22 protein-coding genes are annotated in these 24,056 nt (G+C 54.1%); 14 read left to right on the top strand and 8 right to left on the bottom strand.

What is annotated here, in order from left to right; genetic code table 11:
• Nucleotides 1–8 precede the first annotated feature (8 nt).
• Both pdxJ and acpS read left to right on the top strand, forming a co-directional pair.
• Complete coding sequence (gene pdxJ / locus ABC502_RS04100; RefSeq protein ID WP_330086567.1) at nt 9–737, top strand: pyridoxine 5'-phosphate synthase; 729 nt, start codon at nt 9–11, stop codon at nt 735–737.
• Nucleotides 737–1,114: a holo-ACP synthase gene (gene acpS / locus ABC502_RS04095; protein ID WP_330086568.1), complete on the top strand. Its 378-nt coding sequence runs from the start codon at nt 737–739 to the stop codon at nt 1,112–1,114. The genes pdxJ and acpS overlap by 1 nt, the downstream gene beginning before the upstream one ends.
• 1 nt (nt 1,115) lies before the next feature.
• On the opposite strand, the gene barA is transcribed toward acpS, so the two are convergent.
• The gene (barA, locus tag ABC502_RS04090) at nt 1,116–3,875 is read right to left on the bottom strand and encodes a two-component sensor histidine kinase BarA (RefSeq protein WP_330086569.1); all 2,760 of its coding nucleotides are present in this window, start codon (nt 3,873–3,875) and stop codon (nt 1,116–1,118) included.
• An 83-nt stretch (nt 3,876–3,958) separates the two neighbouring features.
• Between barA and rlmD the strand changes: the two genes are divergently transcribed.
• From rlmD to eno, 5 genes are all read left to right on the top strand, one after another.
• The gene (rlmD, locus tag ABC502_RS04085) at nt 3,959–5,284 is read left to right on the top strand and encodes a 23S rRNA (uracil(1939)-C(5))-methyltransferase RlmD (RefSeq protein ID WP_345914963.1); all 1,326 of its coding nucleotides are present in this window, start codon (nt 3,959–3,961) and stop codon (nt 5,282–5,284) included.
• Nucleotides 5,285–5,437: 153 nt separating this feature from the next.
• Nucleotides 5,438–7,624: a GTP diphosphokinase gene (gene relA / locus ABC502_RS04080; RefSeq protein WP_345914962.1), complete on the top strand. Its 2,187-nt coding sequence runs from the start codon at nt 5,438–5,440 to the stop codon at nt 7,622–7,624.
• 13 nt (nt 7,625–7,637) lie between these two features.
• The gene (gene mazG, locus ABC502_RS04075; RefSeq protein WP_345914961.1) at nt 7,638–8,426 is read left to right on the top strand and encodes a nucleoside triphosphate pyrophosphohydrolase; all 789 of its coding nucleotides are present in this window, start codon (nt 7,638–7,640) and stop codon (nt 8,424–8,426) included.
• Between the two features lie 202 nt (nt 8,427–8,628).
• The gene (locus tag ABC502_RS04070; RefSeq protein WP_345914960.1) at nt 8,629–10,266 is read left to right on the top strand and encodes a CTP synthase; all 1,638 of its coding nucleotides are present in this window, start codon (nt 8,629–8,631) and stop codon (nt 10,264–10,266) included.
• Between the two features lie 59 nt (nt 10,267–10,325).
• Nucleotides 10,326–11,618, top strand: a complete 1,293-nt coding sequence (gene eno, locus ABC502_RS04065; RefSeq protein ID WP_330086574.1) for a phosphopyruvate hydratase — start codon at nt 10,326–10,328, stop codon at nt 11,616–11,618.
• Nucleotides 11,619–11,687: 69 nt separating this feature from the next.
• Here the strand turns inward: eno and ABC502_RS04060 are convergent, their stop codons facing one another.
• Complete coding sequence (locus ABC502_RS04060) at nt 11,688–13,283, bottom strand: protein adenylyltransferase SelO (protein WP_345914959.1); 1,596 nt, start codon at nt 13,281–13,283, stop codon at nt 11,688–11,690.
• 77 nt (nt 13,284–13,360) lie between these two features.
• Here ABC502_RS04060 and ABC502_RS04055 point away from each other — a divergent pair, with 77 nt between their 5' ends.
• The 3 genes from ABC502_RS04055 (at nt 13,361) to ABC502_RS04045 (ending at nt 16,630) form a co-directional block, all read left to right on the top strand.
• On the top strand, nt 13,361–13,654 hold the full coding sequence (locus tag ABC502_RS04055; RefSeq protein ID WP_330086576.1) for a high-potential iron-sulfur protein: 294 nt from the start codon (nt 13,361–13,363) through the stop codon (nt 13,652–13,654).
• A 110-nt stretch (nt 13,655–13,764) separates the two neighbouring features.
• The gene (locus ABC502_RS04050; protein ID WP_330086577.1) at nt 13,765–14,994 is read left to right on the top strand and encodes an adenosine deaminase family protein; all 1,230 of its coding nucleotides are present in this window, start codon (nt 13,765–13,767) and stop codon (nt 14,992–14,994) included.
• 10 nt (nt 14,995–15,004) lie between these two features.
• Nucleotides 15,005–16,630: an L-lactate permease gene (locus ABC502_RS04045; RefSeq protein ID WP_345914958.1), complete on the top strand. Its 1,626-nt coding sequence runs from the start codon at nt 15,005–15,007 to the stop codon at nt 16,628–16,630.
• A 27-nt stretch (nt 16,631–16,657) separates the two neighbouring features.
• Here the strand turns inward: ABC502_RS04045 and umuC are convergent, their stop codons facing one another.
• Nucleotides 16,658–17,944 (bottom strand): translesion error-prone DNA polymerase V subunit UmuC, encoded by a 1,287-nt coding sequence (gene umuC / locus ABC502_RS04040; protein ID WP_345914957.1) that lies wholly within the window; start codon nt 17,942–17,944, stop codon nt 16,658–16,660.
• A 3-nt stretch (nt 17,945–17,947) separates the two neighbouring features.
• Nucleotides 17,948–18,430 carry a translesion error-prone DNA polymerase V autoproteolytic subunit gene (gene umuD / locus ABC502_RS04035; RefSeq protein WP_345914956.1) on the bottom strand — a complete coding sequence of 161 codons (483 nt, stop codon included), beginning with the start codon at nt 18,428–18,430 and terminating at the stop codon, nt 17,948–17,950.
• Nucleotides 18,431–18,583: 153 nt separating this feature from the next.
• On the opposite strand from umuD, the gene ABC502_RS04030 reads away from it, so the two are divergent.
• Together ABC502_RS04030 and ABC502_RS04025 are read left to right on the top strand one after the other, a co-directional pair.
• Complete coding sequence (locus ABC502_RS04030; RefSeq protein WP_330086831.1) at nt 18,584–18,841, top strand: hypothetical protein; 258 nt, start codon at nt 18,584–18,586, stop codon at nt 18,839–18,841.
• Between the two features lies 1 nt (nt 18,842).
• A complete protein-coding gene (locus ABC502_RS04025; RefSeq protein ID WP_345914955.1) occupies nt 18,843–19,166 on the top strand; it encodes a type II toxin-antitoxin system RelE/ParE family toxin in 324 nt (107 codons plus the stop codon).
• Here the strand turns inward: ABC502_RS04025 and arsJ are convergent.
• Genes arsJ through ABC502_RS04005 form a run of 4 tightly spaced genes read right to left on the bottom strand, consistent with a single transcriptional unit; the run spans nt 19,163 to nt 22,218 of the window.
• Nucleotides 19,163–20,386, bottom strand: coding sequence for an organoarsenical effux MFS transporter ArsJ (gene arsJ, locus ABC502_RS04020; RefSeq protein WP_345914954.1), 1,224 nt, complete (start codon nt 20,384–20,386; stop codon nt 19,163–19,165). The genes ABC502_RS04025 and arsJ overlap by 4 nt on opposite strands.
• Nucleotides 20,387–20,390: 4 nt before the next feature.
• On the bottom strand, nt 20,391–21,419 hold the full coding sequence (locus ABC502_RS04015) for an ArsJ-associated glyceraldehyde-3-phosphate dehydrogenase (protein WP_345914953.1): 1,029 nt from the start codon (nt 21,417–21,419) through the stop codon (nt 20,391–20,393).
• A gap of 21 nt (nt 21,420–21,440) precedes the next feature.
• Nucleotides 21,441–21,797 carry a metalloregulator ArsR/SmtB family transcription factor gene (locus tag ABC502_RS04010; protein ID WP_345914952.1) on the bottom strand — a complete coding sequence of 119 codons (357 nt, stop codon included), beginning with the start codon at nt 21,795–21,797 and terminating at the stop codon, nt 21,441–21,443.
• 10 nt (nt 21,798–21,807) lie between these two features.
• Nucleotides 21,808–22,218: an arsenate reductase ArsC gene (locus ABC502_RS04005; protein WP_345914951.1), complete on the bottom strand. Its 411-nt coding sequence runs from the start codon at nt 22,216–22,218 to the stop codon at nt 21,808–21,810.
• 166 nt (nt 22,219–22,384) lie between these two features.
• Here ABC502_RS04005 and ABC502_RS04000 point away from each other — a divergent pair, with 166 nt between their 5' ends.
• Complete coding sequence (locus ABC502_RS04000; RefSeq protein ID WP_345914950.1) at nt 22,385–23,485, top strand: methyl-accepting chemotaxis protein; 1,101 nt, start codon at nt 22,385–22,387, stop codon at nt 23,483–23,485.
• A gap of 12 nt (nt 23,486–23,497) precedes the next feature.
• A complete protein-coding gene (locus ABC502_RS03995) occupies nt 23,498–24,013 on the top strand; it encodes a methyl-accepting chemotaxis protein (protein WP_345915134.1) in 516 nt (171 codons plus the stop codon).
• Nucleotides 24,014–24,056 lie beyond the last annotated feature (43 nt).

Genomic DNA, 24,056 nt, shown 5'->3' with positions numbered 1-24,056 from the left:
AGACTGTGATGTCTAAAATTCATTTGGGTGTGAACATCGACCATGTGGCAACATTGCGGCAGGCACGTGGTACCCAGTACCCTGAGCCGGTGCATGCTGCCCTGGTGGCTGAGCAAGCCGGCGCTGATGGCATTACTGTGCACTTGCGGGAAGACCGCCGCCACATTGTTGATCGTGATGTTTATCTGTTGCAACAAACCATCAGTACCCGGTTGAATTTTGAAATGGCCGTGACTGAAGAAATGCTGGCCATTGCGTTGGATGTTAAACCATACTTCAGTTGTCTGGTACCGGAAAAGCGCGAAGAGTTAACTACGGAAGGTGGCTTGGATGTTGCCGGCCAGTTGGATAAGGTACGCTCAGCCTGTCAGCGGCTTGGTGATGCAGGCATACTGGTGTCCTTGTTTATTGATCCGGATGTCAGTCAGATTGATGCGGTACTTGCCGCAGGGGCTCCTTATATAGAGTTGCATACCGGCCGTTATGCTGAATGCAGTGGGCAGCAACAACAGCAAGAGCTGGCACGGATCGAGCAGGCTGCCCGTTATGCCCATAGTAAAGGTTTGGTTGTCAATGCCGGCCATGGCTTGCATTACCATAATGTGCAGCCTATTGCGGCAATACCTGAAATGTACGAGCTGAATATTGGCCATGCCATTGTGGCCCGGGCAGTGTTTAGCGGTTTGCACGCAGCGGTGGCCGATATGAAACAACTGATGCTGGAGGCGCGTCGCTGATGGCTATTGCTGGGCTTGGCACCGATATTGTACAAATCAGCCGGATTGAGCGAAGCCTGGCCCGAGGCCCTGCGTTGGCAGAGCGTGTATTAACACCAGTGGAGCTGGCCGATTATCTGGCTCATACTCAGCCGGCCCGGTTCCTGGCAAAACGATTTGCTGCCAAAGAAGCCGCGGCAAAAGCATTAGGGACTGGCATTGGTCGCGGTGTTTCCTGGCAACAGTTTCAGATCGATCACGATGAGCTGGGGGCGCCATTATTACGTTGCACTGGCTTTAGCGAGCAATTATTGCAACAACGCCAGATCACGAATTGCTGGCTGAGTATCAGTGACGAGCAGGACTATGCCTGCGCCACTGTGATTCTGGAGCGCTGATTTAAGCAGGCTGCTGCGAGGGGCCTATCAGTTGCTGCCAATCCTGGCCAGAAATATCCTGCAATAACCCTTCCACCACATCGGACAGCTCCAGCATCTCCGGCTCGAGTTGTGCAAGGCTTTGGCCGCGCTTAAGCTGTGTCTCAAGCTGTTCTGTCAGCTGCTTAAGTTGTGGCACACCGCTGTAACAAGTGGCACCATGCAATTTATGGACGTGCTGCAACAACTGCTCTGTATCCTGTGCCTGCCAGGCTTGTTGGATCAACTGATAGGATTCGGGTAAGGACCTGCACAGCATTTGCAGCATTTCCAAGGCAAGATCTGCTTTCCCCCCGGCTCGTTGGAGTGACAGTGACCAGTCGATGTAATTGCTGTGCGGAATCACCAGCTCTGGCCTGGCTGGCTGGGCCGGCTTGCTGAGCTTCAGGTGTTCCTGCAAGGTCAGTTGCAGCATGTGTTCATCCAGCGGTTTGCTAAGAAAATCAGCGAAACCAAGCTGCAGCAGACGTTCTCGCTCTCCTGCGATTGCATGGGCAGTGACCGCAATAACCGGCGTTTGCTCATTCAAAGAGCTTTGCTGGATTTTCTGGCAGGCTTCGATGCCATCCATCACCGGCATATTAATGTCCATAAAAATCATATCGTACAGATGGCGGGTAGTTTTGTGCCAGGCCTCGGCACCGTTCATGGCACTATCTACACTGACAACCAGTTCTGAGAGTAAGGTGTGAATCAACTTCAGGTTGGCTTCGTTGTCATCCACTACCAGCACGCGTGCATTGCTTTTTGCCGCTTTTAAAGCAACTGAGTGTTTTGTTACCGGCTCTGCGTAGGGGTGCGCCAGCACCATGGCCAGTTTACGGTGATGCACCGGCTTGGATAAACACGCATCTGCTCCCGATAGCTGGATGGCTTCCCTAAGATGAGGTGACAGGGTGTTGACCAGCAAGAAGCAGTGATCGCAATGTGGCTTCACCCGTTGTACCAGCTCTTGAATTTGGTTGAGCTGATGCAGTGATAGCGTGCGCCCGAGCAGCGCCAGATCATAGTGTTGTTGATGAGCCAGCGCTTGCTGCAATTGCGCCTGAGTGGCGCAAGGCGTCACATGCAAGCCCCAGCTATGCAGTAAGTGAAGGCCAGCCTCGCGTGAGTATTGCTGTGGCTCAAAGTAAAGCAGTCGCTTTCCATCCAGTAGATGGACTGGCAGCGGTTCCGCGACCGTGGTGGGGTGACGTTTGCACTCCAGAGTAAACCAGAAAGTGGCACCTTTGCCCCATTGGCTTTCGACCCCTATGTGGCCGTTCATTGCATGGACTAGCTTCTGAGAAATCATCAAGCCCAGACCTGCGCCCGTGTACTTGCCTGAGTTCACCTTGTGGTTACCGGCGCTGCGAAAGACCTGTTGCAACTGTTCTTCGGTTAACCCTATCCCGGTATCCTGTACGGAAAGGTGCAAACTTAGCTGATGCTCGGAAAGAATGCTGGCGCGAACCCGGATCACCACGCTACCGCGCTCAGTAAACTTGATGGCATTGCCGGCAACATTCATCAGTACCTGCGTCAGCCGCGTAGCATCGACCACCACATCATCCGGACAACTGGGATCGATGATTAAGGCTAGCTCAAGATGTTTCTCAAAGGCCTGGGCTGCCAGCAATTCGGTCGCATCATCCAGTAACTCGCGTAATGATACAGGTTGTGGGTTAAGCGGCATCCGGCCTTCTTCCAGCCGGGCAAAGTCGAGCACATCGTTCACCAGCACCAGCAGGCTATTGGCGGACTTTTGGATGGTTTGCAGGTAGTCATACTGGCTGGCGCTGAGCTGAGTCTTTAACAGTTGCCGGGTAAAACCTAGCACGCCATTTAAAGGGGTGCGGAGTTCATGGCTCATTTTGGCAAGAAATTCGGTTTTTTGTCGGTTTTCCTCCATGGCTTTACGCTTACCCAGTTCCAGCTCAATACTCTGGACTTCTAATTGCTCCATGCTTTGTTCAAGATCGGCCGTTACTTGCTCTATCTGGTACTGCATATCATCTTGCAGGCTTTGACAGCAGAGTATCAGGCTGTGGAGGCCCTGTGCCAGTTGCTCCATTTCATGGCTGGCGGTGGGAGCGTCGGGGTCTTGAGTCAGTAAGTGTTGATGTTGTTGCAGTAACTGCAGCATGGCCTGAATGGGGCGGGTGAGGGTTCGACTGGCCAACCAGCCGAGAATGGCACTGAGCAGCAAGGCCACCAGGACCGCAATGATGGAAGATAACATGGATGATTGACGGGCTAATCTTAGCGAGTCGCGTTGCAGTTGCACAGCAAGGTAGCCTAGTAACTCACTTTGCACACCCTGCTCCGCATTCAACCAGATAGGGGTGCGGATGATGAGCCAGTCCGGGGCTGATTCCAGCTCGGTAAATTGCAAGGGGGGGGAGTAGGTGGTGAGTTGCAACCGTGAAATATGTGGGAAGTGATTGCTGGTAGCAAAGAGCTGGTGCTGTGTATCGAACACAGCGATGCTTTTCACCAGGGGTGAATTTTTGCGATGGCTGATATCCAATAATTGTCGCAGTGCTTGCTGATTGCGATTTGCCAGGGCTTCAGTACTGGCCAATGCCAGTGGCTCGGCAATATTGCTGGCTTGCTGCTCCAGAAAGTGTCGTACATCCTGGGTACGGGCCTGGGTAAAATACCAGCCCAGCGAAACACTGATAAAGAATGTGGGTGCAACAATCAGCAACAGAATGCGGTGATGCAGCGCAAGAGTCGTCATGGCAGAAGCGGCTTGCTACAATAGGTCATTGATACGAGCATCATGACACAACCGTCTGAAAATGCCTACAAGGGTCTTTGGCTATGGCCATCATTTATCAAGCAAAAAAAAACTCAGCTGTAAAATCGTCCCAGCGCCTGACGATTTCGGCGTTGGATCACCTTGGACAAGGCATCGCCCGCCAGGATGGCCGTATTGTGTTTGTGCCGGGGGCTCTGCCTGGAGAGTTGGTGCAGGTAAAGTTAAATGCGCAGAAGAAAAGCTTCAGTAAAGCGGAGCTGCAAAAGGTACTAACTCCAGCGGCGGAGCGTCAGCAGGCCCCTTGCCCTCACTTCCAGGACTGTGGTGGCTGCCAGTTGCAGCATGCAACAACCGCAGCGCAATTGCGTTGGAAACAGCAAGCGGTCGAGCAATTGTTGTGTCATCAGACCGGGCTCGAGCAACTACCCTGGGAGAGCGCTATCACAGGTCCCGATTTTGGTTATCGTCGTAAAGCTCGCTTGGGGGTCTGGTATCAGCAAAGTAAGAAACAGTTTCAATTGGGGTTTCGACAGCAAGGTGACTTTCGTATTCAACCATTGACGCAATGCGCTGTGCTTAGTCCGGTACTGCAGCCGGTGTTCAAAAAGCTGTCGCCGGTACTGAAACGCTTGCAACAAGGGCGCTGCATAACGCATCTTGATTTAATTGACGCCGATGGTGTCGCTACTGTGGTGGTGCGTCATACCGAGCCACTTCCAGCAAATGATATTGAATTGCTTTGCGCCAGCTGGCCGGAAGCGCGCTGGCTGGGAGAGGCTGAGTCCGGCCAGTTTACGCCCTGGCAGCATCCAGATGGCCTGATGCGTTACTCGTTGCCATCACAGCAGCTAACACTCAGTTTTCAACCGGATGACTTTATTCAGGTCAACGCTGTGGTGAATCAACAAATGGTGGATACGGCACTTGACTGGCTGGCGATTCAGTCGCAGGATCGGGTGCTGGATTTGTATTGTGGTATGGGTAACTTTAGCCTGCCGTTGGCGCAACAGGCTGCGACAGTGACTGGTGTCGAAGGCCTGTTGACTATGGTGGCGCGCGCTGCAACCAATGCGGCGAACAACGGTCTTAGCAATGTGCAGTTTGAACAGGCCGATTTGCATTTGCCCTGGCCGCAGAGTGGCTGGAGCCAACAGCGATTCGATAAAATCCTGTTAGATCCGGCCCGGGCTGGTGCTGCTGGCAGCATCGAGCAACTGGGGCGTACCGGAGCTGGCAAAATTTTGTATGTGTCCTGCAACCCGGAAACACTCGCCCGTGATGCCTGCCAGTTGCTGCAACAGGGTTATCAGCTAACACGGCTGAAAGCGGTGGAGATGTTTCCGCAAACTCGCCATCTGGAACTGATGGCGTTGTTTGAGCAGGTTTAAGTAAGAAGAGCTATTACGCTCGGTGAGTAGTTCTGATGACTGGGTACGCTAAGCAGACGCTTTTTGCCATGGATGGGTTTACGGCGTGTCTGTGTGCGCTACCCAGTCGTCAGAGCCTGACTGATATACGTATGACACGACAAGGGGAAAACCATGGTTACCGTACGCCATGTGCACCGAACCGATAGTACTGAACTGCTAAGCCGTTTAACGGCGCTTAAGCTATCGGAAAAGAAAATTGATGCACTGCTGGCTGCCGAGTCATGGCTATTGCAACAAGGCCTGGCTACCGAACAGCCCGAACTGCGCGATGGTTGGGAGATGGTAGAAATTCTGTCTGAGCTTCGGATGGATAAAGATGCATTACTAGCCGCCTTGTTGTTCCCGCTGTTTGATGCTGGCTTATTGTCTGCGGAAAGCATTGAAGATAATTTCCCGCCCGCTGTACTGCCGATGTTGCTGGCGGTGAAGCAGATGGAAGCCATTCGCAGCATTCCCCTTGGCACCAATCAGACACTGCAACCCCAGCAAGCGGATAATTTACGCCGCATGTTGCTGGCGATGGTGGAAGATGTGCGGGCGGTGGTGATCAAGCTAGCCAGCCAGATTTGCGAGCTGCGCAATGTCAAAAATGCCGATGAAGAAACCCGGGTGCTGGCTGCCAAGGAAACCAATGCTATTTTTGCCCCTCTGGCCAACCGTTTAGGCATTGGTCAAATCAAGTGGGAGTTGGAGGATTTAGCCTTTCGCTACCTGCACCCACAGCTGTACAAACAAATCGCCAGTTTGCTGGAAGAAAAACGGCTTGATCGCGAGCAGTTTATGCAGGATTTTGTCGCCCAGATTGAGCGCAAAATTGCCGATGCCGAGCTCAAAGCTGAAGTCTATGGCAGGCCCAAGCATATTTTTAGCATCTGGAAAAAAATGCAGAAAAAACAGCTGGCTTTCGATCAGTTGTATGACATCCGGGCGGTACGTATCATCACTGAGCGAGTGCAGGATTGCTATGCCGCACTTGGTTTGGTGCATACTTCCTGGCGGCATTTACCGACCGAGTTCGATGATTACATCGCCACCCCGAAACAAAACGGCTACCAATCCATTCATACCGTGGTGATAGGCCCACAGGGCCGGGCGGTAGAGATCCAAATCCGTACCCGCCAGATGCACGAAGATGCCGAATTGGGGGTCGCCGCACACTGGAAATACAAAGAAGGCTCGCAGCATGGCCGCGAAGGCTACGATGAAAAAATCGGTTGGCTGCGTAAACTCCTGCAATGGCAGGAGGAACTGGTCGACAGCGCCGATCTGGCCGAAGAGCTGCGCAATCAGGTGACCGAAGACCGGGTCTATGTGTTTACCCCCAAAGGCGATATCGTCGATTTACCGCTGGGGTCAACGCCGCTGGACTTTGCCTATTACGTGCACTCCAGCGTAGGTCACCGCTGCATCGGTGCCAAAATTTCCGGCCGTATTGTGCCTTTTACCTACCAGTTAAAAACCGGCGATCAGGTCGAAATCCTGACTGGCCGCGAACAAAACCCCAGCCGCGATTGGTTAAATCCACATTTAGGTTATTTGAAATCGAGCCGGGCGCGCTCCAAGGTGCAGTACTGGTTTCGCCAGCAAGACAAAGACAAAAATCTGGCCGCCGGCCGCGATTTGCTCGATAGTGAATTGGCCAAGCTGAATCTGCCGATGGAGCACCCAGCCAAGGTGTTGCAACGTTTTAATGTCAACAGCATGGACGAACTGCTGGTGGGCATTGGCGGCGGTGACATCAAGCTGACGCAGGTGGTGCATTATCTGCAGAGTCAGCAGCCGAAAAGCAATGAACCACAAATTGACCCGCGGCTAAAGCAAAAGCCCAGTGCACCCAGAGTACAGAGCGATGTAGTGGTGCAGGGTGTGGGCAATCTGCTGACCCATATGGCTGGTTGCTGCCAGCCGTTGCCGGGCGATGCCATCATTGGTTACATCACGCAGGGCCGTGGTATCGCAGTGCATCGGGATGATTGCGAACAATTCAAACTGATGGAGTCGCAGCATCCGGAGCGGGTGGTGGATGCGACCTGGGGCGATCAGTATGCCTCGGGCTATGCGGTTGATATTCGCATACTGGCGCATGATCGCAATGGCCTGCTGCGCGATATCACCAGCATTCTGGCCAATGAGAAAGCCAATGTCACCCAGATGAACAGTCACTCCAATATCAAAGAGCAGAGCGTGGTGATCAACATGACGCTGGAGCTGTACAACCAGGACTCGCTGAACAAGTTGCTCAGCAAAGTCAGCCAGGTACCGGACGTGCTGGAAGCCCGCCGCTGTCATCAAAATTAACGGAAGCCAAACCATGTCGTACCAAATGGATGATTTGCTGGCTATTATGGCCAGATTGCGGGACCCGGAGCATGGTTGCCCCTGGGATATTAAGCAAACCTTTAGCAGCATTGTGCCGTACACCTTGGAAGAAGCCTACGAAGTGGCCGATGCCATTGAGCGGCAAAGCTATGATGAACTCAAAGACGAACTGGGCGATTTGCTGTTTCAAACGGTGTTTTACGCCCGCATGGCCGAAGAGGAAGGCCGCTTTCAATTCAATGACTGCGTGCAGGCTATCTGCGACAAGCTGGTGCGGCGTCATCCGCATGTGTTCGCCGAGAGTGCGGACAACCATTCGGTCGAGAATGCCGAGCAAGTGCTGCAAAACTGGGAAGCACTGAAAAGCGAGGAGCGTAAAGCCTGCGGTCAGCACAGTGTGCTCGACAACATTCCTGCCGCCATGCCGGCACTAAGCCGCGCTTACAAATTGCAAAAACGCTGCGCCAACGTCGGTTTTGACTGGAGCGATGTCAATGGCGCCTGGGATAAAGTCAAAGAAGAAGTGGCCGAAGTTGAAGAACTGCCCGCAGACAGTCCGGAGCTGGCGGAAGAGCTCGGTGATTTATTATTTGCCCTGGTCAATGTGATTCGAAAGCACAAGCTGGAACCGGAAGGCGTGCTGCGTCAGGCCAACAGCAAGTTCGAACGCCGCTTTCGGGCGGTGGAAGAAGAGTTGGCCAAGCTGGGCAAAACCCCACAGCAAAGCGATTTAGCCGAAATGGATGGGCTCTGGGATAAGGTGAAACGGCAAGCACAATAATCCAAAACAAACTTGCTGTTGCAGGCTTGCCGATTTTCCCTGCAACAGCATTGAGCACTTGGCTTTACTTTGCTATACTTTCCTCCCGTCCTGATACCAAATTTCCATCGTAAGCAACACCCATGCTGTGGGTGATTTTGTCGTTGCTGATGTTTGGGGCCATTGGTTATCTTCGCTTTCATTAACGTCGTCTAGGGGTCTCATGACTACACGGTATATTTTTGTGACGGGCGGGGTGGTTTCCTCCCTGGGTAAAGGCATCGCAGCAGCATCGCTGGCGGCCATTTTGGAAGCGCGCGGTTTAAGCGTCACTATCCTGAAACTGGACCCATACATCAACCTGGACCCAGGCACCATGAGCCCTATTCAGCATGGTGAAGTCTATGTGACTGAAGACGGTGCCGAGACCGATCTGGATTTAGGCCACTACGAGCGCTTTATCCGTACCAAGATGTCCAAGCGCAACAATTTCACCCAAGGTGCTGTCTACGCCGATGTACTTCGCCGCGAGCGCCGGGGTGATTATCTGGGTGCCACCATTCAGGTGATCCCGCACATTACCAACGAAATCAAAGCCCGCATTATTGCCGGTGGCGAAGGCCACGACATTGCCATTGTTGAAATTGGTGGCACTGTCGGCGATATCGAATCCTTACCGTTTTTAGAAGCCATCCGTCAATTGGCGACCGAAGTGGGCCGTGAGCGCACCTTGTTTATGCACCTGACGCTGGTGCCGTACCTGGGTACTGCTGGTGAGATCAAAACCAAGCCAACTCAGCATTCCGTGAAAGAGCTGCGCTCCATCGGTATCCAGCCGGATATTCTGGTCTGCCGCTCCGATCGGGCCATTCCATCGAATGAGCGGGCGAAAATTGCCCTGTTCACCAATGTGGAAGAAAAAGCGGTGATCAGCTTAAAAGATGTCTCCAGCATTTATCAGATCCCAGCCTTGTTGAAATCGCAGGGACTGGACGATTTGATTGTGCGCCGTTTTCACATCGACTGCAAAGAAGCCGATCTGGCCGAGTGGGAGCAGGTGTTGTACCAGGAGTCCAACCCGACTGGTGAAGTTACCATTGGCATGGTCGGTAAGTACGTGGAGCTGCCGGATGCCTACAAATCAGTGAATGAAGCGCTGGGACATGCTGGCCTGAAAAACCGTTTAACCGTCACCATCAAGTACATTGACTCGCAAGATGTTGAAAGCAAAGGCACGGCTATTCTTGCCGGGCTGGATGGCATTCTGGTGCCGGGTGGTTTTGGTGAGCGTGGCGTGGAAGGCAAAATCAAAGCTGCTCAGTACGCCCGCGAAAACAACGTGCCTTACCTGGGTATTTGTCTTGGCATGCAGGTGGCACTGATTGAATACGCCCGCCATGTTGCAGGTATGGCCGATGCACACTCCAGCGAATTTAACAAAGCCAGCACCCATCCGGTGGTGGGCTTGATTACCGAATGGCTGGATGCAGACGGCGCTGTGGAAACCCGCAGTGAAGACTCCGACTTAGGCGGCACCATGCGTCTGGGCAGTCAGGCCTGTAATCTGGTAAAAGGCACCAAAGCGCGGGCGATTTACGGCAAGGATGTGATTCAGGAGCGTCACCGTCATCGCTACGAAGTGAACAACCATTTTTTACCTCAACTCAAAGAAGCAGGCCTGGTGGTATCCGGGCTATCTGCCGATAATCAACTGGTGGAAATAATAGAAATCCCTACCCACCCATGGTTTGTGGCCAGCCAGTTCCATCCGGAATTTTGCTCCACACCCAGGGATGGACATCCACTGTTTGAGGGCTTTGTGGCGGCCAGCCACCAGCACCAAAAGCAACAACGCGTCTAACAAATCCGGGCCGCGCTCTTTGAGTGCGGCTTTGTTGTTTTATCTACAGGGAAATTACTATGTCTACGATTGCCAACATCATTGCCCGTGAAATCATCGACTCGCGTGGCAACCCGACCGTGGAAGCGGATGTGATTTTAACCAGCGGCATTATCGGCCGTGGCTGTGCCCCATCCGGTGCCTCGACCGGCTCGCGCGAAGCGCTGGAACTGCGTGATGGCGATAAAAGCCGTTACCTGGGCAAAGGCGTGCAGCAAGCGGTAGCCAACATCGCTGGCCCAATCAAAGCTGCCTTGGTAGGGCAGGATGCACAGCAGCAAGCTGAAATTGATCGCATCATGATCGAGCTGGACGGTACCGAGAGCAAAAGCAAGCTGGGCGCCAACGCCATTCTGGCGGTATCACTGGCGGTGGCCCGTGCTGCAGCAGCCGATAAACAAATCCCACTGTACCAGCACATTGCCGATTTAAACGGCACCCCAGGCCAGTACTCGATGCCGGTGCCGATGATGAACATCATCAACGGCGGTGAGCATGCCGACAACAACGTCGATATTCAGGAATTTATGATCCAGCCGGTCGGTGCCAAAAGCTTCAGCGAAGGCCTGCGCATGGGCGCTGAGATTTTCCACCAGCTGAAAAAAGAGCTGCAGCAGCGCGGCCTGAACACCGCCGTCGGTGATGAAGGTGGTTTTGCCCCAGATCTGAAATCGAACGAAGAAGCGCTGGCGGTCATCGTTGAAGCCGTTAAAGCAGCCGGCTACGAGATGAACAAAGACATCACCCTGGCGCTGGACTGCGCTGCCTCTGAGTTCTACAAAGACAACATGTACGTGTTGTCAGGTGAAGGCAAAAGTTTTGACTCGTATGGTTTTAACGATTTTCTGGCCGACTTAACCCAGAAATACCCAATTGTCTCGATTGAAGATGGCCTGGATGAAAGCGACTGGGACGGCTGGAAAGACTTAACTCAGAAAATTGGCAATCAGGTGCAACTGGTTGGTGATGATTTGTTTGTCACCAACACCAAGATCCTAACCCGTGGTATTGAAGAAGGCATCGGCAACTCCATTCTGATCAAGTTCAACCAGATTGGCTCCCTGACCGAAACCCTGCAGGCGATTAAAATGGCCAAAGACGCCGGCTTTACCGTGGTGATTTCACACCGTAGCGGTGAAACTGAAGATGCCTTTATCGCTGATCTGGCCGTAGGTACCGCGGCCGGTCAAATCAAAACCGGTTCACTGTGCCGCTCAGATCGCGTTGCCAAGTACAACCAGCTGCTGCGTATCGAGCAGGAGCTGGGTGACAAAGCTATCTACAAAGGCCGTAGTGAAATCAAAGGCCAGTAAGATAGGCTGAGCAATAAAAAAACCTGCCAGTGGCGCAAGCCCTGGCAGGTTTTTTATTGGCTTGTTATCTCAAGTACCACAAAAAGTCCGGTGCACCACTTCTTCGGGCTTGGGCGGGGCGATTAAATCCGCATCGCTGGTGCTGGCAAAAGGTGTCTGCCAGGCTTGTTGCAGGCGCTGGAAAAAACGCAAGTCGCTATGATCCTGTGCCTGCTCAATGGCTTTGGCAATTAAGTGATTGCGTGGGATCAGCAGCGGATTGACGCCATCCATCTGTGCTGCGATGTCGCTATGACTAAGTGGCTGTTGGGCCAGTCGTGTCAGCCAGCGCTCGCGCCAGTTGCTAAAAGCATCGCTATGGGCGAAAAGCTCACTGGCTTTGCTATCGGCTTCTGGGCGCAGCTCATCACTCAGGTAGCGAAAACCCAAGGTAAAGTCGACCTGCTGTTGCTCCAGCAAGTGCAGGTAATCATCCAGCAAGGCTTTATCGGCCGGGTCAGGCTCGGCGATGCCGATTTTGGCCACCATCTGCGACAGCCACTGCGCTTCATACTGCGGCTGAAATTGCTGCAATGCTTCAGTGGCTAATTCCACCGCGACTTTTTCATTGGCGTCAATCAGTGGCAGCAGGCACTCGGCCAGCCGGGCCAGATTCCACAGCGCTATTGGTGGCTGATTGTTGTAGGCGTAGCGGCCGCGCCGGTCAATCGAGCTAAAGACCTTATCGGCCTGGTACTGATCGATAAAAGCACAGGGGCCATAGTCGATGGTTTCGCCACAAATGCTGGTATTGTCGGTATTCATCACGCCGTGAATAAAGCCCAGTCGCATCCAGTGGGCGATGAGGGTGGCTTGCTTGGTCACCACCTGCCCGAGGAAGGCGAGGTAAGGGTTTTCCTGTTGCCTGCAGTCAGGGTAGTGCCGGTCAATCACATAATCGGTGAACTGGCGCACATAGTCAGGATTGCCCAAAGCGGCAATGTACTGAAAGGTGCCTATACGAATATGGCTGCTGGCGACCCGGGTTAAAACAGCACCCGGTACAGGCTCGTCCCGGTAGACGTTCTGGCCGGTAGCAACGGCAGCCAATGCCCGGGTGGTGGGCACGCCCAGCACCTGCATGGCTTCGCTGACCAGGTACTCGCGGATCACCGGACCGATGGCGGAGCGGCCATCACCGCCACGGGAAAAAGGGGTGGGGCCGGCGCCTTTTAATTGCACATCATAACGTTTGCCATCCTGCGCCATCACCTCGGCCAGCAACAGTGCCCGGCCATCGCCAAGTTGTGGATTGTATTGGCCAAACTGGTGACCAGCATAGGCTTGCACCAACGGTTTTGCCCAACTGGGCACAGCGTTACCTGCAAATTGCTGCAAGCCTTGCTCGGTTTGCCCCTCATTTTCAGGCAAAGCAAGTTCTGCCGCCAGCAGTTGGTTGAATGCCAGCCAGTGAGGGTTTGCCACCGGGCTAGCCTGCCATGGTTGGAACAAGACATCGGGTAAGCGGGCATAACTGTGATCAACCTGCAAGGGGTAACTCCAAAGGGAACGGGGATCTTCATTGTAGAGCGGCCTGAGGTAAGTCTCAATGCTGGTTTGGTGTTCATAGGTAGAACGACTAAGCTCTATGGTGAATCTCGTTCGGAGTATTTTGTTGCGCAGCATCAAAACCAGTTCGGATTTTGCGCAGTAAAATACATCAACAATAAAAAAATAATCATACACTATGCAGGAGATTAACCATGTCAAAGACCAATGAAAAACGTCGTCAGTTTCTCAAGCTATCCGCCGGTGGCTTGATCGGTATGACGCTCGGTAGCATCAGCTTACGGGCAATTGCTGCGGAACAAGTCAAATTGGACGACCCGCTGGCTAAGGCCATGCGCTATACCCATAAGTCGGAAGTGGAAGGTCAATACTGCCACAACTGCAACCTGATCCAGGGTGAAGAAGCCGATTGGCGGCCTTGTGCTATTTTCCCGGGAAAGCTGGTGGCCAACGAGGGTTGGTGTGCTGCCTGGGTAGCGATGCAATAGGTTTTTTGTTGCGTGAAAACAGGCCAGTTGCGTTCAGCGCTGGCCTTTTATCTTCAGCAAGCATCGGTTTCAGGCTACACTAGCAAGATGCATCGCTGAAGGACATCTTTATGCCCCGCTATTCCATCGATTTTATCCGTGCTATGCCCAAAGCCGATCTGCATCTGCACTTAGATGGCAGTTTACGGCTTGATACACTGCTTGCTATGGCCAAAACCCTGAAAGTACCGCTGCCAGCCGATACGGTAGAGGGGATGCAGGCCCAGGTGTTTAAACCGGCCTATCAGAATCTGGGCGAATACCTGCGCGGTTTCCAATACACCTGCGCCGTGCTGCGTGATGCCGATCATTTAACTCAGGCCGCGTACGAGTTGGCGCTGGACAATCTGGCCGAAGGGGTTAATTACATCGAAGTGCGTTTTGCACCGCAGCTGTTGATGGATTTAAGCAAAGGGCTGGATTTTGATACTGTGATGCGGGCGGTCAATGCAGGCTTGCAGCAGGCTGAATTGGAGTACAACAGCTCGGCCGCTGTGCTGGAGCAGGGCAAGCCACCGTTTCGCTACGGTATTATCAACTGCGCCATGCGGATGGTCGCGGCCAAAGGCTTTTCGCCTTATTACGACCAGCTGTTTCAGCTGATGCGGGATTTTGAGCCGATGCAAGTGATTAAACTGGCGGCGATGGAGCTGGTACGGGCCAGTGTGCGGCTGCGTGATGATGAAGGCATTCCTATTGTCGGGCTGGATTTGGCTGGACAGGAATCGGGTTATCCGGCCAGCAAGTTTAAAGAAGTGTACGATTACGCCCATCAGCACTTTCTTCTCAAAACCGTGCATGCCGGTGAGGCCTATGGTGCCGAGAGTGTGTTTGAAGCCATTACTGAGTGCCATGCTGATCGGATTGGTCATGGTTATTCGTTGTTTTTACCAGAGCGTATTCAGGACCCGGCTATTGCTGATCCTGAGGCTTACAGCCAGCGGCTGGCGTCCTTTATGGCCGATAAACGCATTGCGATTGAAGTATGCTTAACCAGCAACTTGCAAACCAACCCGGCCATCGCCGATATCCGCCAGCATCCGTTTGCCGAGATGCTGAAAAACCGGATGGCAACGGTGATTTGCACCGACAACCGTCTGGTGTCCAATACCACCTTAAGTAATGAATACCAGCTGGCGCTCGATCACTTTGATATTCCGATCAAGCGGCTAAAAGACATGGTGGCCTACGGCTTTAAGAAGAACTTCTTCCCCGGCAGCTATGTGGAAAAGCGCCAGTACGCCAAAACCTGCCTGCAGTATTTTGACCGGGTGGCGCAGCATTATGGCTTTATTAGTTAAGGGCAGTTAAATGACCACCCTGCAATGGCTGACCGCCCTGATGCCGGTGCTCAGCGTCTTTGTGCTGCTGGTGGTGCTGCGTTTGCCGGCGACCCGTGCTATGCCACTCAGTTTACTGGTGTCGGCGCTGCTGGCACTTTGGGTCTGGCAGTTGCCGCTGAAGCAGTTGTTGGCCGCCATGCTGGAAGGCGGCGTTATTGCCATCAGTATTTTATGGATTGTGTTTGGCGCTATCTTGCTACTGAATGTATTGCGCTATAGCGGTGGTCTCGATGCAATTCGGGCCGGCTTTGCCAAACTCTCACCAGACCGGCGGGTGCAAACCATTTTAATTGGCTGGCTTTTTGTCAGCTTTTTAGAAGGCGCTGCCGGTTTTGGTACCCCGGCAGCCATTGCGGCCCCTTTGCTGGTGGCGCTGGGTTTTTCGCCGCTGGCAGCGGTGGTGTTGGCGCTGATAGCCGATTCAAGCAGCGTGTCCTTTGGTGCAGTCGGTACCCCGGTGCTGGTGGGCATTGCGCAGGGTATGGCAGGGGCTAGCCCGGAGGCGCTGCAAGCTATTGCGTTGACCGCCATCGGCATTGATGTGTTGGTCGCCTCCTTGCTGCCACTGATGCTTTGTTTGATCCTGACCCGTTTTTTCAGCGAGGAAAAAAGCTGGTGGCCGGCTTTGCAGCTGGCACCTTTTGCCCTGTTGGGGGGCTTTGCCTTTACCGTGCCTGCGTATGCGGTGGCCTGGCTGCTTGGGCCGGAGTTTCCATCCATTTTAGGGGCCTTAACCGGCCTGGTGCTGATGAGTACCCTGGCTCGTTATCGTATTTTGTTACCCAAACAGACCTGGTATTTCTCGGCAGAAGACAAAGCCCAAAGCGATGCTCTGCAGCATCAGGCGCTGACCATGAAGCTTGCGATGCCGCTGTGGCGTGCCTGGTTACCCTATGTGCTGGTTGCCTTGTTATTGGTGCTAAGCCGGATACCACAGCTACCGCTGCAAGGCTGGTTGCGCAGCCTGGAATGGCGCTGGGCCAATATCCTGGGAACCGACATCAGCACCAGCCTGGCGCCTTTGTACTTGCCTGGCAGCTTCTTTTTAGCGGTAGCGCTGCTGACACTCTGGCTGCACCGGAATCCAAAACAGCAAAGCCCCTGGCGTATGGTGCAACAAGCAGGGCGTGATAGTTTGGCCCGGCTTGGGCCGGCGAGCATTGCGCTGATGGCCTCGGTGCCGATGGTACGGATTTTTCTGCAATCCGATGTCAATGATGCTGGCCTTGCAGCGATGCCGTTTGAATTGGCGCAAGTCGCTGCATTGCATCTGGCCGATTATTGGCTCTGGGTCGCGCCATTAATTGGTGCCTTGGGTTCTTTTTTGGCTGGCTCAGCCACCTTTTCCAATATGATGTTTGCGTCCTTTCAGCAATCGGTAGCCACCGAAGCAGCCTTGCCTGAGACGCTGGTACTGGGGTTGCAATTGCTGGGTGCCAATGCTGGTAATATGATCTGTGTGGTCAATGTGGTGGCGGCCGCCAGTGTGGTCAATTTAAGTGGTCGTGAAGGTGATATTATTCGTTACACCCTGCTGCCGATGCTGTATTACTGCCTGGCTGCCAGCTTGGTGGCGGTATTACTCTGGCTTTGACTTGTTCATTATTGGCTGATAACAGCACTAGCGGACTTCCGGTAACTGATCCCAGCGGGTAGTGTAGGCCGGTGACAGAAACTTCTGCTGCATCTGCCAGTCACCATCTTTGCCTTGACGCGCGATAAATACGCTGCCGCGCTGTTTTTGGTTCAGTTGGTCGATGGCGGCCATTAAGCGTTGGCTGCGCTCAGAGGGAGGCGGTGCAAATAGCTGGGTTTGCAGCCCTTGCATGGCGCAGAGATCGCTTAGCACTATACCCGCCTTGGCATAGGCCGGGCCCTGGCGCCAAATCTTGTCCAGCAGCTGCATCGCTGCCTGTTGCAATACCCGACTGTCGCTGCTGGGGGTAGCCAGTTCCAGGCTGGCCTGATCACCGAAAAAGGGTGTTTTTTGCTCAAAGCGGCTGCTGCGAATAAAGATACTGAGCCGACGCGCCAGGCTCTGTTGGGCCCGCAGCTTTTCGGCAGCCCGGCTGATGTACAGTGTAATCGCCTGCTGCATGGCCCCTTTGTCGGTAACACGCTGACCGAAACTGCGGCTGCTGATAATCTGCTGTTTGGGCTCCTGCACCTCATCCAGCGCCAGGCAGGCAAGGCCGTTCAGCTCATTGACGGTGCGGGCCAGCACCACCGAGAATTTCTTGCGCATTTGTTGTGGGCAGGCCCGTGCCAGTTGCAGGGCGGTATCAATACTCATGGCCTGCAGTCGTTCAGCTAGCTTGCGGCCAACACCCCAGACTTCATGCACCGGCGTTCTGGCCAGAATATGCAGTCGCTTATGCGGTTCAGTCAGGTCCAGCACCCCCTCAAACTGCGGGTATTTCTTGGCGGCGTAATTGGCCAGCTTGGCCAGGGTTTTGCTGGGGCCGATACCGACACAAACCGGCAAGCCCAATTGCTGTTTGATGGTGGTACGGATGTGCTGGCCGAAGTCATGCAGGTTCTGGCAAAAATCGAGGCCAGATAGCTCCAGAAAAGCCTCATCGATGGAGTAAATCTCCACCTTGGGTGCCAGCTGCTCCAGCGTTTGCATCACCCGATTGGACAGATCGCCATAAAGCGCGTAGTTGGATGAAAACACCGCCACCTGCTGCTGTTTTAGCAGGGCTTTGACCTGATGAAAGGGCGCGCCCATCGGGATAGCAAGCTGCTTGGCCAGCGCGCAGCGGGCAATAATGCAGCCATCATTATTGGATAGTACTACCAGTGGCCGCTGCTTTAAATCGGGCCGGAACAGTCGCTCACAGGAAGCGTAAAAGTTGTTGCAGTCGACCAGCGCAAAGCTGCGTGTTGTATTGATAGATACCGGCATCGGTTAGCGTTTTAGTTGATGAATAACGCTGCTGACCACGCCGAACACTTCAAAGTCGAGGCCATCGTCCAGCCGGATCGGCGGGTACTTGGGGTTGGCGGCCTGCAGCATGGGCTCGGGTTTGAGCAACAAGCGTTTGACCGTCATATCGCCATTGACGCTGGCAATGACAATATCCTGATGCTGCGCCTGCAAAGCGCGGTCGACCAGCAGGATATCGCCATCAAAAATAGCGGCGCCGCGCATCGAGTCGCCCCTAGCCCGGACAAAAAAAGTCGCTGTGGGGTGGCGGATCAACAGCTCGTGCAAATCCAGACAGCCTTCCAGATAATCCTGCGCCGGCGAAGGAAAACCTGCCGCTACCGTGTTTAAGTACATCGGCAAGGCACGGCCGCTGGCGGCATCGGGTGCGCCCAGCCACTCCAACCCTTGTTCACTGCGAAAGCTTGCCGCTGCCATCCGGTTGCCCATAAAGTAACTGTTCATATGTACAGTATTTTAGTCGCTCATCGGCGAATAGCAAGGGGTAAAATTTGTCCTTAATTTGATCCTTGTTGCTGGTTGCATTAAGCTTACTATCAGTAACAGCATGAGGGTTCTCAGGTGAGTGAAACAACCGCAAAGTACAGCGCCAACACCATGTCACAAAAAAGTGCGCGTGAAGCGCTGGGGGCGCCGGATACCTTTCGTGGTGGCTGCTACGTGACGCGCAATGGCGTGGCGGAGCTATTTATCCAGACGGCCGCTGAGCGCGCTGAAGAGTTGGCCGCACAAGAACGTGAACGACAGGCAATGGCGCTGCTGCGCTTAGCGATGATGGCGGAGCAGGATATCCGGCAGGGGGAAACCTTTAGCCCGGAGCAAGCCTTACAACAGCTGCGCGCGGCCAGGCGCTAGCATGCAACTGCAGTTTACCCGCACAGCCCTGCGCTGTTTGCAGGATATCGAATCCTGGCAGGCAGAATTTAAAGGTCCTGAGGCGGCTGCCGCCTGGGTGGATGCGTATTTGCAGCAGAATGTAGAGGCCATTTTAGCGGCCCCAGACCGTTATCGCTTTAACCCCCTGCTGGCCGATTATGGCCTGATGCTGCGTGAGCGGCTGGATCAGGACCACAGGTTGCTGTATCGCCAACAAGGCGAGCACCTTTATGTACTCTTGGTGCTGCATTGCAAGCAGGATCTGGTACGGGCCTTGTATCGGCATCAATTGATGCGGGGTTAGCCTGAGGATAATGCGCTGTGGTGCTTCGGCAGCGCCAGTGAAATCAACACCGTGGCGACTAAGAATGCGCTGGACACCCAGAGACAGGCCTCAAGGCCCGCGTGCAGGTAGAGCCAGCCGGATAACACAGTACCGATTAAACGGCCCATGGCATTGGCCATGTAGTAAAAGCCGACATCGAGCGAGACACCATCGCGGCCGGCGTAGCTGACAATCAAATAGCTGTGCAAGGAGGAGTTGATGGCAAAGACAGCGCCAAACAGCAGCAGGCCGCCAATCAGCATCGGGCCAACCTGCCAGTTCAGTTCGATGCTAAGGGCAATGGCAGCGGGCAGACCGCACAGCAGCAGCGCCCAGAGCACCGCTTGCTTGCCATCCGGCGTGCGGTTGTTGGCTTTGCCGGTCAGGTGTGGTGCCTGGCTTTGCACAAAACCATAGCCAATCACCCAGAGCGCTAAAAAGCCACCGACCTGCCAGTGATCCCAGTCAAACTGACTGGCCAAAAACAGCGGCAGCGCCACCACAAACCAGACATCCCGCGCTGCGAACAAACACATCCGGGCAGCCGACAGCAGGTTGATGGCACGGCTTTTCGACAGCATGTCACGAAACTTGGGCTTGGCTTTGCTTTTGCCAAGGTCACGTTTCAGCAACTTGATGCTGAGCAACCAGATCAGGCTGAGTAGCGCGGCCATGGTAAAAATGGCCCACCAAAAACCAATCAGCGCCAGCAGCAAGCCACCGATAAAAAAGCCGACGCCTTTGAGCGCATTTTTCGAGCCGGTTAAAATGGCCACCCACTTGTATAGGGTGCTTTGCTCGGCATCGGCCACCAGCAACTTGATGCTGCTTTTGGCGCTCATTTTATTCAAGTCTTTGGCAATACCGGACAGCGCCTGAGCCGCCATCACCCAGGGCACGATTAAATACTCGGCCGGCAGCAGCAACATCGACAAAGCCAGTACTTGCAGCAGCAAGCCGATGTTCATGGTTTTATTCAAGCCAATGCGGGCACCAAGCCAGCCCCCGACCAGATTGGTCACCACCCCGAAAAACTCGTAGAACAAAAACAGCATGGCGATGCTGAGTGCATCGTAGCCCAGGCTGTAAAAGTGCAGCACCACCAGCATACGCAGGGCACCATCGGTCAGGGTAAAAGCCCAGTAATTGCCAGTAACGACTAAATACTGGCGAATGGCCGGGCTCAGCTGGCTTAGCATGGCATCAGACTCCGGTCTGCTGATTTGACTGATCGCTCAGGCCCACCAGTCTGGCCAGCTCAACGGTGCGGTTGGCGTAGCCCCACTCGTTGTCGTACCAGGCGTAAATTTTCACCTGGGTGCCGTTCACCACCATGGTGGACAGCGCATCAATGATGCTGGAGCGTGGGTCGGTTTTGTAATCAATTGACACCAGCGGCCGCTCTTCGTAGCCCAGAATGTCTTTCAGCTCACCTTCGGCAGCGGTTTTCAGCAACTGGTTTACTTCTTCGGCGCTGGTAGCGCGCTCTACTTCAAACACGCAGTCGGTCAGGGACGCATTGGTCAGTGGCACCCGCACGGCATGGCCATTCAGCCGGCCTTTTAGCTCCGGGAAAATTTCAATGATGGCGGTGGCCGAGCCGGTGGTGGTTGGAATTAAGCTGCTACCACAGGCGCGGGCGCGGCGCAGATCTTTGTGCGGCGTATCCATGATGCTCTGGGTATTGGTTAAGTCATGAATGGTGGTGATGGAACCATGTTTAATGCCAAGGGATTGATGGATGACCTTGACCACCGGAGCCAGGCAGTTGGTGGTGCAGGAGGCCGCGGTCACAATGCGGTGCTCGGCCGGGTTAAAGCGCTGCTGATTGACGCCCATCACCACATTGAGCGCTCCGGCTTCTTTTACCGGCGCACTGACCACCACCCGTTTTACGCCCTGATCCAGATAAGCTTGCAGCGCAGCGACGGTTTTCATCTTGCCGGAGGCTTCAATCACCAGATCGCAATCCGACCAATCGGTATCGGCGATGGCTTTGTTGGCGCTGACCTGAATGCGCTGGCCGTTGATCAGCATGGTTTCTCCGTCGGCCGTGGCATTGTGCCGCCAGATGCCATGCACCGAGTCGAAGTTCAGCAAATGGGCATAGGTGGCAGCATCGGCCGCCGGATCGTTGATACGGACAAATTCAAACTCCGGCCAGTCGAAGGCAGCGCGAAGTGCCAGCCGGCCAATACGGCCAAAGCCGTTGATCCCTACTTTGATGGTCATGATGATTCCTTAGAAAAAAATTTAACAAGAAGCGATGCAGCATTGGTTGGAGCGTTCGGGGCGATCGCCCATTTGTGCCAGTTGCTGCTGGTTGTGGCTAAGCAAGGCCTGATTGGCGCTGAGGGTTTGTTGCAAGATAGTCAGCGCCCAGTCGTCCAGCTGTGGGTGCAGTTGGTAAAACACCCACTGGCCCTGACGGCGGTCGCTCAAAATGCCCAGCTGGCGCAGCAAGGCCAGATGGCGGGAAATCTTCGGTTGCGACAAGCCAAGTGCACAGGTCAGTTCGCAGACGCAAAGCTCCTGCTCTTGCACAATCAGCAGCAAAATACGCAGCCGGGTGTCGTCGGACAAAGCTTTAAAAAGTGCTAAAGGTTGCATGCTGGTTGGCTCACTTATCCTGAAACAATAAAAAATACTTAATGCGCTCGGATAATTCATTTAGCACCACATCAAAAGGTTTCTGGCCTTTTTTGGGTTTCGGATCTTCAAAGTCCCAGCTTAAAATTTCCGTTGCACTGAGCTGATGCACGCATTCCTGCCTGGCTTTGTCACACAGCAGCACCGCATAATCAAAATGGTGATCTGAAAACTCACTTAAAGACTTGCTGCGCAGGGTGTTGGCTGGAATCTGCCTGGCCTCTAAGGTACTGAATACTCTTGGGTCAATTTGACCTGGCTCTGTGCCAGCACTTGCCACCATAAAACGATCACCGGCTTGTTCGCGAAAGTAGGCTTCGGCCAGCTGAGAGCGGGCTGAGTTTTCAGTACAAATAAAAATAATGCTTTTGCTGGCCGTCATGGTTGTCTCCATGCATTAGATATGCACCAAATCATATATATGGAATTTCGAATGTCAAATGACAGTTTGATGACAATGACGATGCAAGTGATGGCATTGTCATAAAAATGACATCCGTTGACGTTAGGATCGGATCTCCCCAAGTTGCACATAGTGAGCAGGTAGTATGGTGTCCAGTCTAAAAATCAGGACACGGATGTTGCTATTGGGAGGGATCCCGCTTGTTTTTATTGTTTTGCTGCTGTTGTCCTCGTTCTGGGTCGCCAGTACTAAAGACCGTTATTTCCACCAGCTGTACGACGAGCATCTGGCGATACTCACCGATGTGATGGGCGCGCAGCAGCTGCTGCAACAAAGTGCGCTGGCTCCCATTCGCCAATACCGCACCGGCTGGGCCTCCGCCGAGGCCACCGAGCAGCTGGTGCAAAGCTACCTGGCTCAGGCTGAGCAGCACTGGCAAGCATTCGAACGCATGCGGCCCGCTTCTGCCGAGGAAGGCTACACCGAGCTTGATCATGGTTTCGCCGCTGCCATGGCCAAATACCGCGAGTGGTTAAGCCCGGCAGGCACCGATGCGCTCTTGGTACGCATTCTGAATGAGTCGACCGTTAACAATGAAATCGTGCAGCACATTAATGGCTTTGGTGCTTTGGTGGATGCTTTTGTGCAGCAACAAATCGCTGCTGCGGCATTGGTGCGGGATGATGCCGACTTACTGACAGCGCGGCTTAGTCTGGCTTACCTGCTGGGTGGAGCTGTGTTGCTGCTGTTAATGAGTCTTTTTATCTGGGCCATCCAGGGCTCCATTCGAAAGCCACTGGATGGGCTTAGCCAATTGCTACGACAGATTGCCGCCAGCTCGGATCTGCGTCTGCGGGCTCCGGAGCAGGGGCAAGATGAAATAAGCCGCGCCGCCAAAGCGCTTAATACCATGCTCAGTCATATGCAGCAGCTGATCCAGGGCTTATCGCAGGGCTCTGAGCAACTGAATAACCAGGCGCTTCAGGTGCAGCGCAGCAGCAGCCATATCCAGGCAGGTACCCAGGCCCAGGCCAGCCAGGCTGATACGTTGGCCACAGCGGTCGAGCAAATGAGCATGGCGATCCGTCAGGTGGCGGAGCTGGCCCGCAGCGGCGCCGATAAAGCCAGCCAGGCTGGAGCGCTCAGCGATACCGGCCAGGAAGTGGTGCAACACAGCATGCAGACCATTCAGCAACTGGCCAGTCAGGTCAATCAGGGATCGGAGGTGGTGCTGAAATTGCAATAAGACTCGAATCAAATTTCTAAAGTACTGGATGTGATTCGCAAAATTTCCGAGCAGACCAACTTATTGGCACTCAATGCTGCCATCGAGGCGGCCCGGGCTGGTGAAGCCGGGCGGGGTTTTTCGGTGGTCGCCGATGAAGTGCGGACGCTATCGGCCAACACCCATCAGGCGACCGAGTCTATCCGCAGCATGATTGAACAGTTGCAGCAGCAAGCCAGTACCGCGGCGGAGGCGATGGCAACGGCCCGGCAGCAAACGGAGCTTAGCGTCAGCCTGGCAGAGCGTAGTGAGCAGCATTTTGAAGACATTCGACAGGCCATTACCGGCATGATGGCGGTGACCCAGCAGATCTTTACCGCCACCGATGAGCAGCAGCAGGTGGCGAGCAGTACCGCCGAAAACATTCACCAACTGAACCATGAAATTGCCCAGCTTTCTACCGCAGCAAGCGATGCGGCGAGCGCCAGCAATGAGCTGAATCAGCAGTCAGAGCAACTGGCGGCCGGTTGGCAACAATTTAAAGCGTAAAAATTTATTTTGTCATATTCCTGACATATAAGCGCTGCAGACT

The sequence above is a fragment of the Alkalimonas sp. NCh-2 genome, assembly GCF_039631345.1.
GTDB lineage: Bacteria > Pseudomonadota > Gammaproteobacteria > Enterobacterales > Alteromonadaceae > Alkalimonas > Alkalimonas mucilaginosa.
Note: the sequence above shows the minus strand (reverse complement) of the source record. Positions and strands in the feature narration are given on the sequence as shown.

Coding starts and splice junctions, on each gene's coding strand:
- ABC502_RS04005 (WP_345914951.1), bottom strand. CDS start 22,218: ATGACGGCCAGCAAAAGCATTATTTTTATTTGTACTGAAAACTCAGCC.
- ABC502_RS04045 (WP_345914958.1), top strand. CDS start 15,005: ATGACCACCCTGCAATGGCTGACCGCCCTGATGCCGGTGCTCAGCGTC.
- mazG (WP_345914961.1), top strand. CDS start 7,638: ATGTCGTACCAAATGGATGATTTGCTGGCTATTATGGCCAGATTGCGG.
- ABC502_RS04055 (WP_330086576.1), top strand. CDS start 13,361: ATGTCAAAGACCAATGAAAAACGTCGTCAGTTTCTCAAGCTATCCGCC.
- ABC502_RS04050 (WP_330086577.1), top strand. CDS start 13,765: ATGCCCCGCTATTCCATCGATTTTATCCGTGCTATGCCCAAAGCCGAT.
- ABC502_RS04000 (WP_345914950.1), top strand. CDS start 22,385: ATGGTGTCCAGTCTAAAAATCAGGACACGGATGTTGCTATTGGGAGGG.
- pdxJ (WP_330086567.1), top strand. CDS start 9: ATGTCTAAAATTCATTTGGGTGTGAACATCGACCATGTGGCAACATTG.
- umuD (WP_345914956.1), bottom strand. CDS start 18,430: ATGAACAGTTACTTTATGGGCAACCGGATGGCAGCGGCAAGCTTTCGC.
- umuC (WP_345914957.1), bottom strand. CDS start 17,944: ATGCCGGTATCTATCAATACAACACGCAGCTTTGCGCTGGTCGACTGC.
- barA (WP_330086569.1), bottom strand. CDS start 3,875: ATGACGACTCTTGCGCTGCATCACCGCATTCTGTTGCTGATTGTTGCA.
- ABC502_RS04010 (WP_345914952.1), bottom strand. CDS start 21,797: ATGCAACCTTTAGCACTTTTTAAAGCTTTGTCCGACGACACCCGGCTG.
- ABC502_RS04025 (WP_345914955.1), top strand. CDS start 18,843: ATGCAACTGCAGTTTACCCGCACAGCCCTGCGCTGTTTGCAGGATATC.
- ABC502_RS04030 (WP_330086831.1), top strand. CDS start 18,584: ATGTCACAAAAAAGTGCGCGTGAAGCGCTGGGGGCGCCGGATACCTTT.
- relA (WP_345914962.1), top strand. CDS start 5,438: ATGGTTACCGTACGCCATGTGCACCGAACCGATAGTACTGAACTGCTA.
- ABC502_RS04060 (WP_345914959.1), bottom strand. CDS start 13,283: ATGCTGCGCAACAAAATACTCCGAACGAGATTCACCATAGAGCTTAGT.
- ABC502_RS04015 (WP_345914953.1), bottom strand. CDS start 21,419: ATGACCATCAAAGTAGGGATCAACGGCTTTGGCCGTATTGGCCGGCTG.
- rlmD (WP_345914963.1), top strand. CDS start 3,959: ATGGCCATCATTTATCAAGCAAAAAAAAACTCAGCTGTAAAATCGTCC.
- acpS (WP_330086568.1), top strand. CDS start 737: ATGGCTATTGCTGGGCTTGGCACCGATATTGTACAAATCAGCCGGATT.
- arsJ (WP_345914954.1), bottom strand. CDS start 20,386: ATGCTAAGCCAGCTGAGCCCGGCCATTCGCCAGTATTTAGTCGTTACT.
- ABC502_RS04070 (WP_345914960.1), top strand. CDS start 8,629: ATGACTACACGGTATATTTTTGTGACGGGCGGGGTGGTTTCCTCCCTG.
- eno (WP_330086574.1), top strand. CDS start 10,326: ATGTCTACGATTGCCAACATCATTGCCCGTGAAATCATCGACTCGCGT.